At 48.1% G+C, this 14,800-nt stretch carries 12 protein-coding genes; 7 read left to right on the top strand and 5 right to left on the bottom strand.

Features of this window, described 5'->3' with window-relative positions; genetic code table 11:
* Positions 1 to 421: 421 nt before the first annotated feature.
* The 7 genes from ACR2PX_RS06435 to ACR2PX_RS06405 all read left to right on the top strand — a co-directional run bounded on the left by ACR2PX_RS06435 (position 422) and on the right by ACR2PX_RS06405 (position 7,580).
* A complete protein-coding gene (locus ACR2PX_RS06435) occupies positions 422 to 1,759 on the top strand; it encodes a DEAD/DEAH box helicase (RefSeq protein ID WP_433998539.1) in 1,338 nt (445 codons plus the stop codon).
* Between the two features lie 160 nt (positions 1,760 to 1,919).
* Entirely contained in the window at positions 1,920 to 2,441 is a 522-nt protein-coding gene (locus ACR2PX_RS06430) for a hypothetical protein (protein WP_433998538.1), read from the top strand.
* A gap of 105 nt (positions 2,442 to 2,546) precedes the next feature.
* Positions 2,547 to 3,860: a DEAD/DEAH box helicase gene (locus ACR2PX_RS06425; RefSeq protein WP_433998537.1), complete on the top strand. Its 1,314-nt coding sequence runs from the start codon at positions 2,547 to 2,549 to the stop codon at positions 3,858 to 3,860.
* Positions 3,861 to 3,940: 80 nt separating this feature from the next.
* The gene (locus ACR2PX_RS06420) at positions 3,941 to 4,342 is read left to right on the top strand and encodes an SMI1/KNR4 family protein (protein WP_433998536.1); all 402 of its coding nucleotides are present in this window, start codon (positions 3,941 to 3,943) and stop codon (positions 4,340 to 4,342) included.
* Positions 4,343 to 4,447: 105 nt separating this feature from the next.
* Complete coding sequence (locus tag ACR2PX_RS06415; RefSeq protein WP_433998535.1) at positions 4,448 to 4,579, top strand: hypothetical protein; 132 nt, start codon at positions 4,448 to 4,450, stop codon at positions 4,577 to 4,579.
* Between the two features lie 162 nt (positions 4,580 to 4,741).
* On the top strand, positions 4,742 to 6,388 hold the full coding sequence (locus tag ACR2PX_RS06410; RefSeq protein ID WP_433998534.1) for a hypothetical protein: 1,647 nt from the start codon (positions 4,742 to 4,744) through the stop codon (positions 6,386 to 6,388).
* A 202-nt stretch (positions 6,389 to 6,590) separates the two neighbouring features.
* Complete coding sequence (locus ACR2PX_RS06405) at positions 6,591 to 7,580, top strand: rhodanese-related sulfurtransferase (protein WP_433998533.1); 990 nt, start codon at positions 6,591 to 6,593, stop codon at positions 7,578 to 7,580.
* A 40-nt stretch (positions 7,581 to 7,620) separates the two neighbouring features.
* On the opposite strand, the gene ACR2PX_RS06400 is transcribed toward ACR2PX_RS06405, so the two are convergent.
* The 5 genes from ACR2PX_RS06400 to ACR2PX_RS06380 all read right to left on the bottom strand — a co-directional run bounded on the left by ACR2PX_RS06400 (position 7,621) and on the right by ACR2PX_RS06380 (position 14,692).
* A complete protein-coding gene (locus ACR2PX_RS06400; RefSeq protein WP_433998532.1) occupies positions 7,621 to 8,256 on the bottom strand; it encodes a hypothetical protein in 636 nt (211 codons plus the stop codon).
* A gap of 153 nt (positions 8,257 to 8,409) precedes the next feature.
* Positions 8,410 to 9,228 carry a hypothetical protein gene (locus tag ACR2PX_RS06395; RefSeq protein WP_433998531.1) on the bottom strand — a complete coding sequence of 273 codons (819 nt, stop codon included), beginning with the start codon at positions 9,226 to 9,228 and terminating at the stop codon, positions 8,410 to 8,412.
* A 283-nt stretch (positions 9,229 to 9,511) separates the two neighbouring features.
* Complete coding sequence (locus tag ACR2PX_RS06390) at positions 9,512 to 10,123, bottom strand: TetR family transcriptional regulator (RefSeq protein WP_433998530.1); 612 nt, start codon at positions 10,121 to 10,123, stop codon at positions 9,512 to 9,514.
* Between the two features lie 112 nt (positions 10,124 to 10,235).
* Positions 10,236 to 13,406: an efflux RND transporter permease subunit gene (locus ACR2PX_RS06385; protein ID WP_433998529.1), complete on the bottom strand. Its 3,171-nt coding sequence runs from the start codon at positions 13,404 to 13,406 to the stop codon at positions 10,236 to 10,238.
* Positions 13,403 to 14,692 carry an efflux RND transporter periplasmic adaptor subunit gene (locus ACR2PX_RS06380; RefSeq protein WP_433998528.1) on the bottom strand — a complete coding sequence of 430 codons (1,290 nt, stop codon included), beginning with the start codon at positions 14,690 to 14,692 and terminating at the stop codon, positions 13,403 to 13,405. Before ACR2PX_RS06380 ends, ACR2PX_RS06385 begins: the two co-directional genes overlap by 4 nt.
* Positions 14,693 to 14,800 lie beyond the last annotated feature (108 nt).

The following is a 14,800-nucleotide window of genomic DNA, read 5'->3' as shown; positions in this document are numbered from 1 at the left end:
GAACTGCACCTGTGTCATGAAAGGCTTGCCCTCGGGAGACCTGTTGCTCTGGTATAGCAGGATTGGTCTGTCTGATGCAAACAGAGACAGTTTATTACTCTGTCTTATGTAATTATTTAGGTGTATTACCTGTAAAACTGATGTTTTTTAGAATCAGGGAAAACAGCCTGACTGCTTCTCAGGAAAATCCGGCAAAACTATACGACGAAAGGTGTTCTACCTGTGCTTTGAAATTCCTATACATTCCAGTTATACCTGGATCAATGACTGGGCAGACCTCATTGGTGATGAGGCCAGAAAAGCGCTTGGCTATCAGTCGCCCGTACAAAGTACGGATACGGACTGACTCTATAGCCTTTTCTTCTGCAGAGGCATAGAATGCCAGCCCCCTCATTAAGACATCATTATCAAGGAGTATCACTTGCTTTTTTCTGACCTGGCACTGCATGAACGACTGCAAAAAGCCCTGACTGAAAAAGATTTCAGCGAGGCCACCCCTGTCCAGGCAGCAGTGATCCCAAAAGCACTGGATGGAAAAGATCTGTTGGTGAGTTCCGAAACCGGCAGCGGCAAAACGGCTGCTTTCCTGCTGCCCGCCATGAGTCATTTCCAGGATCATTCAGCCCCCCGCTCCAGTACTCGAATGCTGATTCTGGTACCTACTCGTGAACTGGCTCGACAAGTCCTGGAAGAAGCGGAAACTCTGGCTCGATTCACCCAAATTAAAGCAGGCCTGATTACCGGTGGTGATCAGTTCCGACACCAGGTTAATACGCTGAGAAAAAACCCTGAAATCTTGATCGCCACACCGGGACGCTTGCTTGAGCACATGGAGAACAGCAACACTGACTTCAGTGATCTGGAATACCTGATTCTGGATGAGGCCGATCGCATGCTGGACTTTGGATTCAGTCCTGACATGCTGAAAATTGCTTCTGAATGTCGCCAGGAACGGCAGACCATGCTGTTTTCTGCCACTCTGGAGCAGAAAGGAATGCGTGATCTGATTAATCTGGTTCTGAACCAGCCTGAATCTGTGACACTGAAAACAGCCAGAGACAAGCATGAAAATATCCACCAGCAAATCATGCTTTCTGATGACCAGAAGCATAAAGAAAAGCTGACACGCTGGTTGCTGGAAAATGAAACCTTCGACAAAGCCATTGTTTTCAGCAATACCCGAAACTTTGCTGATCAACTGTGTGGATTTCTTCGTTATTGCGATCTAAAAGTCGGAGTCCTGCACGGTGAAATGGACCATCAGGGACGGAAGAAAATGATGGCCATGCTGGCGTCAGGGCAGATCAATATCCTGGTGGCTACCGATGTTGCGGCCAGAGGTCTCGATATCAAAGGCATAGACCTGGTGATCAACTTCGATATGGCTCGCAATGGCGATGACTATGTTCATCGTATTGGTCGCACCGGACGAGCGGGCGAGCAAGGCCTGGCTATCTCCCTGATAGGTCCCAACGAATGGAATCTGATGTCAGGGATTGAGCGCTATCTGAAAACACGATTTGAAAAGCGTTCAATCAAGGAGTTAAGAGGTAGCTGGAAAGGCCCTAAAAAGCTGAAAGCTTCCGGAAAAGCGGCTGGCAGCAAGAAAAAGAAAGTGGCTGCAAAAGACAAGGCTGCGGCAGGAAAAACCCGCCTGCGCGATAAAAAGAGCGTTGGCAAGCGTCGTAAGCCTGAGAGCCAGAAGGCTACAGAATCGGTTGATGCTGGCTTTGAGCCATTGAAGCGCAAGAAGAGCTAAACAACCCAGAGACCTATGAAAGCGAGTTTTCTTAGACCTTGGTGTAAGAAAACCGCTCCAACCTGAACAAGACCTGAACAAGCTACGTTCCCCTCGAAACTCGCCCGATTATTCCTTGTCTACTAAGCCCGTAAGTCACTAAAACAATTGGGATAAGGAAATGAAAAATCGACTAAACAGCGCTTTACTTGTCGCTCTAATTGGCCTGACGAGCTTTGCCAGTGCCGAAAACTTCTGCAATCTGCCCAAGGGCAACTACTCGGGCATGTCTAAAGTCACTTTTGACCGCTCCAGTGGCAAGGTTGAACAGTTTCATATGGAACTGAAGGTGGGTCCGGACAACAACACCTTTGGCGTTATCAAGCTGTTTGAGCTGGATATGGACAAATCCGGGGCCCTCCACCACAACCTGATCAAGAATGAGTACTTCACGCTCAGTGGTTGCAGCTCTGACTCCACATTTAAACTGAAAGGCCCTGAGCTCGACGGTGTTGTCAGGGTCATGAATGTTAATCAAAGCCTGGGCGAGATCACCATGACTGGAGCCATCAATACTTATGAAGAAGGCGTTTATGGCATGGCTCAATGGCTCTATGACACCGCCTGGTGGATGGTCGGGTCAGAAGGTTATTACGAGATGGAGTTCCGTAAACTGCCTATACGACTGCGCAAACAATTCTAAATGACTTCCCTGCTCTTCTGAGAGCGGGTAAACCCCAATGCAGAACTTGACGGACTGCTGTACAATCGCCAGCCCATTTCATGTCTTAGAGGTCTACAGATCAAAATGACTGATTTCTCATCCCTTGGTTTGTGTGAACCTCTACTCCAGGCAGTCACTGAACAAGGTTATAAAAAAGCCTCCCCGATTCAGGCCAAAGCCATTCCTATGGTGCTGACAGGTCGTGATGTCATGGCTTCGGCCCAGACAGGAACCGGTAAAACGGCCGGCTTCACCCTGCCGCTCCTGCACCGTCTGTCAGAAATGCGCACACTGAAAAACCATCCGGTGCGAGCCCTGATTCTGGTACCCACCCGAGAGCTGGCTGTCCAGGTAGGCGAGAGTGTGGTTCGTTATGGCCAGAATCTTTCCCTTCGTTCAGCAGTCGCTTACGGCGGTGTTGATATCGACCCCCAAATTGCCGCACTGAAAGCCGGTGTGGATGTTCTGACAGCGACTCCGGGTCGACTGCTGGACCTGATTCGAAAAGAACATTTAACACTGGATCACCTGAAGGTCCTGGTTCTGGATGAAGCCGACAGAATGCTGGATCTTGGCTTTAAAGCCGAACTGGATCAGATTCTTGAAGCACTGCCTGCCAAGCGGCAGAACCTGCTTTTCTCTGCCACCTTCTCCAAAGACATCAAAGCGTTGGCCCATGAATTCCTGCGCCATCCAGTCAAGATTGAAATAGAGAACCCCAATTCAGCGGCCAACACGGTCAAACAGTCGATCTACCCTGTCGACCAGCAAGACAAACCCGAAATTCTCAGTTACATCATTGAGGGCGGTAAATGGCAGCAGGTTCTGGTTTTCGTCCGCACTAAAAAAGCAGCAGACAAAATAGCCGATCTGTTATCCGATGAGGGCATCACCGCAACCGCACTGCACAGTGATAAAAGCCAGTACCTGCGCAGCAGAACTCTGGTTGAATTCCAAGCTGGTGCTTATCGGGTTCTGGTAGCCACAGACTTAGCTTCCAGAGGACTGGATATGGAGCAGCTGCCCCTGGTGATCAATTATGATCTACCAAAAGTTCCTCAGGATTATGTCCACCGTATTGGACGTACCGGACGAGCAGGCAGCCCGGGTCGTGCTATTTCCCTGATGAACCCGGAAGAGAAAAAACTGCTGGAAGCCATTCGAAAGCTCATTAAAAAACCTTTGGACGTTGAGCCAGTTCCTTACTTTGAAGACGGTGTTAAGGTCACACTGACCGAACAGGCTCCAACCAAAAAGCCTCGTAAACCTCGCTCATCTTCAGGGCAGCCGGGTAATAAACCCGCAGGCAACAAAAGAAAGCCGACGTCTAATACTCGCTCGGGGAATACAAAGAAAAAGCCCGTTCAATCTGGCAGATCGAGCAAAGGTCGCAGATAATCAGTAAGTCGGGTTCGATTGAGCCTCCAAAATAGCCTCTGCACTCTACAGAGGCTTTTCTCCATTACAGGTTTGCCGCTATGGAAGATGTCATTGAAGAACTCCGGGAATGTGCTGTCGAAGTACCCACGCCACTGGAGCTTCCTGACGAAGATGAGATTATCGAGGCTGAAGAACAGCTCCTGATTCCTATCCCTTCCGATTTCAGGGAGTTTCTACTGCAAGTCAGCGATATTGTCTACGGCTCCATGGAGCCCGTCACCATCAAAGATGCCTATTCCCACACCTATCTGCCCGAAGTAGCTGCTATCGCTTGGGATCAGGGGGTGCCAAGAGATCTGCTGCCATTATGTGAACATAATGGCGACTTCTACTGTGTTTCTGCAGAAGGAGAAGTAGGCCTCTGGACTGAAGGCGATATCTCTGAGGCCACCTGGCCATCAGTCTGGCACTGGGCCAAGGATGTCTGGCTGCAAAGCTGATCAATAAATCAGAATAAGAGATTATATTCACAATATCGACTACTCTAATTTGTGCTGAATTATCTGCTGTTAGTTCCGTTACATTTTTGGCAGGTGGAGTAGTCGTTGAAAATATTTCTTCTGAAAACAGTCTATCTTGTAGTAACTGTCGTTTTTGTTTCTAACACTTTTGCCGCCGGTCTGATCCAGTTGCCACTGGGAGTACTGGAAAAAAAATCCGGTGTTTCAACCTATTGAGAAGGGGCATCAACAGCAGAGCTGCAAAGTTACAACCAAACAATATTCAGGAAGTACTTTTCTTCTTTCACCTTTTCTGTCCCCTTTCTTACCCTCATTGGGGCAACTAGCAGCCATACTCCACCCACAGCAAAGAACGTCTTTAAGGTGGCCACTCCCCTCATGTTCGTCCTGGACTTTGTATCGTTAGGCAATGAAACCTGGGAACTTTACCGAGAAGCTAAAGAGCACCATGATTCCCTGTGGCAAATTCCTTTCCCGGATCAACATGAGAGCAGCGTGCTCATCATACTCTCTAAAGGAGAGGATCGACTCCACTACAAAATATTCCCTCTTCCTGCTCAGTCATCCGACGAGGAGGAGAATGAAATCTGGTCAGAAACCGTTGATGAGTATTCTGCCTTACGCGACCAGATGTTGAAGAAAAAGATATACATCCTTCTGGGCCTGCCTGAAACCTCTCATCAGAGTGCTGCAAGGGGACAAAACAGAGCTACTAGAAAACAACTGCAGATGGATGTTTATACCGAAGAAAATGTTCTGCTGAAAACCGTTGTTTTTCAGTCTCAATCAGCTCATGAATGGGGCGAATTTCTTCTAACGAGTAATACAGTCACCCCTTCTACCCGATATGAAACACCGCTGGCTCCATTCTGGATCAATCATATAAACGAATGGCTAAAAAATAACATCAAGGAGGATATGGTACCTTCCAGCGAGGTCTTGCAGGCAAAAGGGGCTATGACTCCCAATAGCAAAGGTTTTGGCCAGTTGACTATGAAGCAAAACGGATGCCGTGAACTCTCCCAGGGGAGTAAGAAGCTCGTACTTCCCCAGACCCAACTTCTCAACAACTCAATCTGTATGGGACTTGTTGATTCTGGTTCTAGTAATAGCTCTTCTGCATTGCACCTGGAAGCCCACAACTGGTTTGAGAGTCATAAGCTCTTGCTTCAGGAAAGAGCTATCAGTATTGCAAAACTGCAGGTATTGAACGTGCTTATAAGTTCTGCAGTTCATATCACCGGGAAAGGCGTCGAGAAGTTATTCACTCAATATCGGAGCCATAAAAAGCAAACAGATTTCGGAGAGAGCGGATCTGTAGCGGTGGTTGTCAAAAAACCTGATGTACAACATCGGGTCCACAAAGATCCCACAAATGTCAGAGAAACGGCTCTTGTAGCAGTCGTCGAGAATAAGCCCGTTGTGCGGCCACAGCCTGTTACAGGCCTTGAGGAAGTAATATCAGCCGGTGTCAGCCTCTACCAGGCCAGCAGTAATGTCGCTGTACGAATGAGGACGCAAAGGGAAATTCAGGTTTCAAGAGATGGAGCAAAGACGATTACCCAACGCGATCTTCGCCCTGCAAAAGACCGAAAAAAGTTTCATGACGAGGAATATCTAGCCATTGTGGGTCCACCCAAAGGAAAGTCAAAAGCCTATGACAGAATGAAGGATTGGTATCATGGTGCCATTTCAGACAGTGAAGCTCGCCGTCGTCTGGAATCCGTCCTGGGAGGGGGCAGAACACGTGGTACCCATTTAGTCTATAAAAGTCTTGCTGACAATCAATACTATCTCCTGGTCGCCAATACAACGAAAGCCATTTACAAGGTATTGATTGAGCAAACAGAAGCGGGCCGGTACTTCTTCAAACTGGACTCTGACCAAAAACAATCTGCGAGCAAACCTGCTGCTTCCTACGAATACATTAACAAGCTGGTACCTAATTTTCGTGGCGTTACGGGTAATAAGCTCTGGGTAGACGAAAAAGTAGGCATTAAATTGAGAGACTACGCCACCATGTAAACACTTCAGATAATTGCTCAACGGTGCCTGTTCTCTGCCAGGATTTCCTGACTTTAAAAGCCTATTTGCTAGCCACTGGAACAATCTCTTTGCTATGCTTACCGGCTGGCCTGATTCCAGGCCCGAAAGATAGTTTTCTTATAAGGTAGGCTTTTAAAAAAACTGCACCGGATTTACGCTCCGGCCAGCAACAGGACCCTCTATGTCAATCGTCGTCTGTGCGCTCTATAAATTTGTCACTCTGGATAACTTTGAAGCCATTAAACCCAGTCTTCTGAAAGTGATGGAAAACAACAGGGTTAATGGAACCCTGCTCCTCGCCCGGGAAGGTATTAATGGTACCGTTGCAGGAACCCGTGAAGCTATTGACCAGCTTCTGGCCTGGCTGAAGAGCGATCCACGTCTCACAGAGCTTGAATATAAGGAATCCTACACAGGGTCCATGCCTTTCAAGCGCACAAAAGTAAAACTGAAGAAAGAAATTGTCACCATGGGCGTGGAGAACATTGACCCCAACCATGTGGTCGGCACCTATGTTGAGCCCAAATCCTGGAACGACCTGATCAACGATCCAGAGGTTCTGGTTGTCGATACCCGTAACGATTATGAAGTTCAGGTGGGCACCTTTCAAAATGCCATCAACCCCAACACCGAGACCTTCAGAGAGTTTCCTCAATACGTTAAAGACCATCTGAACCCGGAACAGCATAAGAAAGTTGCCATGTTCTGCACCGGTGGTATCCGTTGTGAAAAGTCTACGGCTTACCTGAAAGAACAGGGGTTTGAAGAAGTCTTTCACCTGAAGGGTGGGATTCTGAAATACCTTGAAGAAGTGCCTCAGGATGAATCCACCTGGGAAGGCGAATGCTTTGTCTTCGATGATCGGGTAACCGTTAACCATCAGCTCGAGAAAGGCCAGTACGATCAGTGCAATGCCTGCCGTCTTCCTATCACTGAACAGGATCAACTCAGCGAACACTTTGAGCAGGGAGTCAGCTGCCCTCACTGTTTTGACAAGCACACTCCTGACCAGAAACAGCGTTTCCGTGAACGTGAAAACCAGATTCAACTGGCTAATCAACGTGGTGAAGCACACCTGGGTGGTGAAGTGGGTAATACTGTTCTGAATCGCAGAAAAGCCAAGCAGAACGTTCGTGAACAACAACGCGTTCTGTCAGTAGGAACACAGTAAGTTTCAGCGCACTCCTTCGGATGAAGGAGTGCGTCATTGCTCAGGCAAAATATTGAATCACAATCTCAACACTGAGTTGACCCTTTCGATATTGATGCACCAGCAACAGGCTGAACGCCAGAGTCAATAAAGGAAAGAGCCTCTTTTTTTCCTCACTGAGAAAATACCAGCCCCCCCCTGCTATCATGACGCTCAGAATAGCCCATCTGCCTATGTCAGGCTCCTGTGGCAGTGTATGAAACAGCACTACAAAACAGCCCACAATATTCAACAAAATCCAGAGTGGAGAAAACATCCCGATACTGCCCAGTATGGGAAATTTGATTAATGCTCCACCTGTCCATGACTTGGGTTGAATATCAGACGACAAGTGAAGAGCAATTCCCAGTGCCAGCCCCCCTGCGACAAAAGGTAAGTCGTACATTAAGGGCAATACAGCGAAAAAACATGAATGAGTAATGCCTGAACGATGACTCAACCCTGGAATGGCCAGGTCGATATCCGGCAATCGAATCCCAGCAATCAATCCACCCAGAAAAAGCAGTGCCGATTCAAATGGACCAATAACCTGAAAATAGTCTGGAAAATAATGACGCCCTGCCAGAACAGAAGCCGCCAGCAAACAACCGGCTAACGGAGAAGTGATATGTCGCATACAACCGAAATCAGAAGACATGAAAGGTGAAACTGTTTTCACTCAAGGTGATAACCAAGCCTCACATATAAGAGCGACACTATACTCCCAGAGCCTTTGAGCGGAAAGGAAAATCCCTCCATCTACCTAGGAGCCTGCCCGAGAATAGACAGGTCGACTCCTAGCCCGGAAAACTCATAGAGAAACTGCCTTTGATGAAAGCCACGTGATAATCATTAAAACAAGCCAGGATTCATCACCCGCAGATTCCTCTTTAACCTTTCCTTCTCCGAACCACTTATCCCCTCTGCTGGTTATAAATCCGGAAAAGCTTTTAGGCCATATACTGTAGGATCCAGCATCAGATGGATCCAGTTTCTTTTCTCTGTCTTCAGACTCATCTTCCCTTAAATCAACTTGTGCAGTCCTTGATCGAGTCTTCTCTCTTAACTGTAAATAGGTTAAAGGTCTGAGAGTAACCCGATACAGGTTTCTTGTCAGACCTGCACCCAATGAATATAAAACGACCATACCTTCCAGTGTGTCCTGCACACTGACCCGATAGCCATATTCTACCAGTTCGGGATTCATACCCAATGAAAGCGGAGTCATCAACTGTGTAAAGGTCTGCTCTGAGCCTGCCAGCATCAGGTTTAGCGCATTAAAAACAGCAGGCACTGAGACTATTGAAGGACTGAAGGAAGGAAAAGATTGCTCTGATTCATTCTGAAGCCAGGAGGTGAATTCTGATTGCTGAAAGCTCAGAGGACTATCCTCTGCGTCTTCCAGACTAAAGGAAATACCCGCTACAGAATCACTCATAGATTCTGGAAACTCCCAGATCATTTCAGAATCATTCTCTGTTTCATGAACAGGAATCTCATGATCTGCAAGCAGGCTGGTAAACTGAACCAGAGATTGAGGAATATCAGCGATCGCTGACGCACTGGCACTTGAGGCCGCCCTTGAAACGACCAATTGACCATTCACCACTTTAAAAACAAGTTGATCCACCACTCGAACTTCAGCAGAGAAAGCTCCGAGGGCAAAAAAACCAAAAAATAAAAGTAGATTTACTTTAATGAATCTATTCAACAGCTCAGCACCCTGCAATTCACTTATTATTCGAAAGTTTGCATCTTAACTGGTGCTTTAAAAATAGAACTCTTGCTCACTTTGTCAAAACAAGCTTCTGAGCTACCTCACATATTGCAGGCAGCTGCACATGATTGAGTGTGTCTGGAGTCATTAGCCATATGGACATAGGTCTGGATAAGACTACCCATCCAGATTCCTGTTAATTAACCGCCTTGCGCAGCCCCTGAATCAATACTCTGGCTATAGGCCTCGCTTCTTCTATCAATAATGGGTCGCAGCCACTGTTCAGCCAGTTCCCCGCGACCCCTTCAATAAAGCCATAATAGGTTAATGAAGCCGCTTTCACTGAAAGATCTGTTCTCAAAAAACCCTTGTCCCGGGCCTGAGTCATCAAACTACTGAGCGAGTCCATTTCTTCTCTGCAGAGTTGCTGGCAACGCTCTGCCAGCAGGGGATCACTCTGGGACTGCATAGTGATCTTGAGTACTTGCTGAAAGTCCTCATTGGAAGCAGCCAGGAGAAAAAAACTCTCAGCGATCTGCTCCAGAACCAGAAGAGGGTCACCGCTGACATCACCGCGCAGCTTTTCATACACCAACTCCATAGGCTGCATGATTTTATCCCAAAGCGCTTCGAGCATCTCGGACTTATCTTTGAAGTGCCAGTAGATAGCTCCCCGGGTGACACCGGCCTCTTTCGCCACGGCAGCAAGCGTCGTCGTCTGGATGCCCTGATCACTGAACAGTCTTAATGCTGTTTTCATCAGAAGCTGGCGAGTCCCTTCAGCTTCTTCTTTGGTTCTTCGAGCCATACTCAGCTCACACCTTCATTGACCATTAAAAACATTTTCTGAGTCACTCGTTGCTGTTAATAATGTTTCATCCCCCAGTGGGACGAAACATTATTTCATTCAACACAGCCATTCACGACTGGGGCGATAGTGCATGGTTTCCATCCGCTACTGAATCCACAGGCTTGGTCAACAGCAGGTAGAGTGCAGGCACTATGAACATCGCTACAACGGTAGATGTCATCAGACCAAAGATAATCGCAAGACAGAGCGAGTACCATTGAGGATCACTGAGTGCCAATGGAATCAGTCCCAGAATAGTCGTCAAACTGGTACTGATGACAGGCCTCAATCGATCTGCTGCCCCTCTGGCCGCCGACTCCCTGACACTCATACCGCTGGCAAGATGATTATTCATGGTTTCTACCAGAACAATACCGTTATTGACCGCAATACCTGCCAGGGAGATACACCCCACCAGAGCCGAGAAAGTAATCGGCACATCAAAGTACAGATAGCCAATAAAGGTTCCCATGATCGCCAGAGGCACAATAAACAGGATGATTACAGGCTGCAACATAGAGTTAAACATCAGTGTCAACAGGATGAAAATCATCACAACAGCAATAATAAATGCGGCTCCCATGCTGCCAAAACTCTCTGCAGACTGGGCATTCTCCCCACCTATGGAGAAACTGTAACCTTCAGCCCAGCCAGACTGCATTTTCTCCAGTTCAGGTAAAATACCGGCTACGATATCTGCAGCGGTTCGACCTTCTGCCCGGGACTGAACCGTCACTGCCCTCAGGCTGACACTATGAACAAACACTCTGGGTGTCTCGATAATCTCAAAGTCCGCTAGATCCGACAGCGCAATGGAACGTCCATCGTCTGCTATAACCCTCAACAGGCGAATTTCAGAGATATGCTGAGGCCCACCCATTTCATTGCCACGGCTTGGCCATTGCATGCTGATACGGATATCCGGATCGTCCTGAATACCTTCCATCTTGAAGCTACCGAACTCATCTTCTTCCATAGCAATACGGATCTGCTGAGCCACGGTTGATTCACTGATGCCATAGAAGTTCAGTTTTTCGGCTTTCAAATGGAATCGAATTTCCCTCAGGGAAGCGCCCAGGTTATCCCTGACACCCACAGCGCCAGGTTGTTCACTCAGCGCCTGACGCACCTCGGCAGAAATCGCCATCAACTCATCGTAATCAGGCCCTGTCAGTTCAATCTGGATAGGATCTTCACCACTGGGGGTTCCTCCCACGTGAGTGAGGTGAACGCTAAGGCCTGCTTCATCAGCAATCACCTTATTAATACCGGAACGCATTTCGTCCAGATATTCAAAAGAAAGTTGATCCCGCTCACTTTTTGGCACAAGAATGACCGTAAAGCCAACCTGGTTCCAAGCCTCATTAGGTAGCAGGGCTTCTTTTAAGGTACCGGTGGCCACAGGTGTTCTGGCACCAATGTAAGCAATGTTTTTCTCAATCCAGGTTTGCTCACGAAGGTATGAGCCTACCTTCTTCGCTACCGCCTGAGCCTGATCCAGCGTGGCCTGTGGAGGCAGTTCAATGGAGACACCAATCTTCCGGTCATCGGTTTCCTGGTACATCATCACTGGCAGTTTACCTGCAATGACCATACTCAACATGAACATACCCAATGCACCCAGGATATAAGCAGTCGCGTGTTTCTTGCTTTTCAGGGGTGAACGCAGCAACCAGTCAGTAAGCTGACCCCGGTATCGATGACTGATTTTATCCATCATCAGTTCCTTGCCGCCATCGGCTGCTTTTTCCAGCATATAGCGAGACAGTGGGATACAGATCACGAAGGCAATCAGCAGACTAACCAGCAGTGCTACGGTAATAGTAATAGGCAGGATACGAATAAACTTACCGTCGATTCCGCCCACCATCATCATGGGCACCATGGCCAGAATAGTGGTCAGCTGTCCGGCAAAAGCAGGCAGGGCAAAGGTTTTTACGGTATTGATAGCCGCCTTATTAAACGACTCTTTTCTGACAAATAACCCTTCATGCATACCTTCCATGACCAGAATGAAGACATCTACCAGCATACCCAGTGCCAGCACCATGCCGATCATGATCATGGAATTAAAGCTGTAACCCATACCCGCCATGATGGCCAGCGTTGCCAGCATAGTCACAGGTAAAGCAAGACCGGCAATCAGTGCTTCACGCCAGGACAGCAGCACCATCAGAATAATGAATACCAGCAGCGTGGCTTGCAACATTGAACTATAGATGTCGTCAAACGACTGCTCTATCAGCTCACGATCATCGGTCACACTGATCAATTCCAGTGCACGGGGCCAGGTATTGGAGCCAACCATTTCCGCTACCTGTCTTTCGGTTTCTGCGATAACGGCAATAGTATCCGCACCCGGACGCTTCACTACATCCAGTGTGACACCCCGGGTGTATTCGCTGCCTTTAAGGCTGAAGTAGGTACGGCTTTTTTCCTTGTCCAGACGCAGGCTGACTTCGGCAATCTCTCCCAGCCTTACCGGACGGTTATCATCCAGTCGAACAATAGGCAGCTGTCGTACTTTTTCAGGACTGTCGAAACGGCCTTCCAGATAAAGGTTAAAAGTACTCTCTTCACCTTCAAACTGTCCCCAGGCCATATCCTGGTTAGCGGCCTGCAGACGGTCACGGACCGTCAATGGAGAGACTCCAAGCGCTCTAAGCTTGTTTGGCTTCAAACGAATATGAAGACTTTTTTCCCGAAGACCACCCAGGTTCACTTTCTTGACGGAAGGAATGGACTCAAGCTTGGCCTCTACCTGCTTGGCCATATCGGTCAGAATCAGATCATCCACATCCCCATGCAGCACCCAGCTGATGACTGGAGATTCAGAAACACTCATTTCCTCTATTTCCGGCTTTTCAATATCGGTGCTCGGAAACTGACTTTCGGCGGTATCAATCTTGGCTCTCAGTCGTTGCATGGCGTCCGACATGGGCATGTCCGCCTCAAACTCTACGGCAACGACTGAGTAAGAGTTGTAGGAACCACTGCTGTAGCTTTTCAACCCCTTGAGGTTTCGTATCTCATCCTCGAGAGGTTTGGTGACTTCTTTCTCCACCTGTTCGGGTGAAGCACCAGGCCAGGAAGTGGTCACCAGAGCCTGGGGAATTTCCAGATCGGGATAGTTCTCCCTCACCATGGTGTTATAGGACATCACTCCGACCAGCAGAAACAGCCCGAGTAACAGTCGGCCAAGCAAGGTTTCCAGAAACAGCTTATTCTTCAACCAGTTCATTGCTTGGCTCCCAGCACTTCTACTTTACTCCCTGAAGTGAGCAGGTGCTGGCCACGAATAACGACTTTTTCCCCTTCGTAGACGCCTTCCAGTACTTCAGCACGGTCCAGCCCCTGAAGCCCAAGGTCTACCCAGCGCATTTCCACGGTATTTTCTGGTGTGACGACATACACAAAAGGCACACCGTTACGGAAAGAAAGGGTCTGCCAGGGTAACGTCAGGACATTCTGCTTTTCTTGAGTAGCGATCCAGGCCTGAACAAACATACCATCACGAATGGCACTGGCATCACCTTCAGTTCTGACTTTGACCTGCAGAGAACGGCTCTGAAGACTGATAGAAGGACTGACCGACCAGACCTTGCCCTTCACGAACTCTCCCCGGGTAAAACCATTTTTTTCGGCCTGGTACAGAGCCTGGTCATCATGGGCGAGATAAACGGTTTGACCTTCTTCAATGCCTTTGAAAGAAAGTTCGGGGACTTCCAGTCGAACTTCATAAAAGCTGTCGTCTACAACAACAATGGCACTGGAAACTTCTCTTTCTTTGCTGGAGGTTGCCCCAGCCGGAGGATAGTAATAGTTATCCTCAAGAATATTCATGGAAGTAATGATCCCGTCAAACGGGGCAAAAAGGCTGGTTTTTTCCAGGCTGACGGTGGCACGATTCAAGTCGGCAGCAATACTCTTACTCTCGGCAATGGCAGCCTGCAGAGAGCTTTCTGCTGAAGCCAGACCCGCTTCGGCATTCTTCAGGTCAGTATTGGCTCGTTCAAACTCCTCTCTGGAAACCACCCCTTTCTGATAAATCTTTGAAGTTCTGTCGTAGTCTGAACGAGCCTGAGACAGATCGTTTTCTGCTCTCGCCTTGCCCGCTTCGGCTTCTTTTTTCCGCTCTCTGGCAGACTGCAAACGAGCTTCCAGAGATCGAACATCCGCTACGCTTTCACGGTTGTCGATCTGTGCCAGCAATTGTCCTTTGCGTACATCTTCAGAGGGGCCAAACACCCGCACACCTTCACGGAGCTGGCTGTCATCTGCCATCTCGCCGATATAGACAACCTTGCCTGACTGCTCAAAATTGAGGAATGATTTGCGAAGTGCTTCAGCAGTGCCTTCTGCAAAAGCCCAGCTGGATACTGAGGCAGGTTTCATCACCTGAACTTCGACCCGGGTGGGTAGTGGGTCTATTACCCCAACATCTGGCGTGGTGAGTTGAGCAAAACGGTAAACACCGAAAGCAACCACCAGTGCGCCTATCCCTGTCAGCAGATATTTCTTGTTCATGACTTGCTTGATTCCAGAAGGCTAATTCTTGATTCTTATGGCGCCAGATTTTACATACATTCCTGTATGTTTGTAAGAAATTATTAGATTTTTATCTCTTTATTCCCT

This window comes from Endozoicomonas sp. (genome assembly GCF_051008435.1).
GTDB lineage: Bacteria > Pseudomonadota > Gammaproteobacteria > Pseudomonadales > Endozoicomonadaceae > Endozoicomonas_A.
Note: the sequence above shows the minus strand (reverse complement) of the source record. Positions and strands in the feature narration are given on the sequence as shown.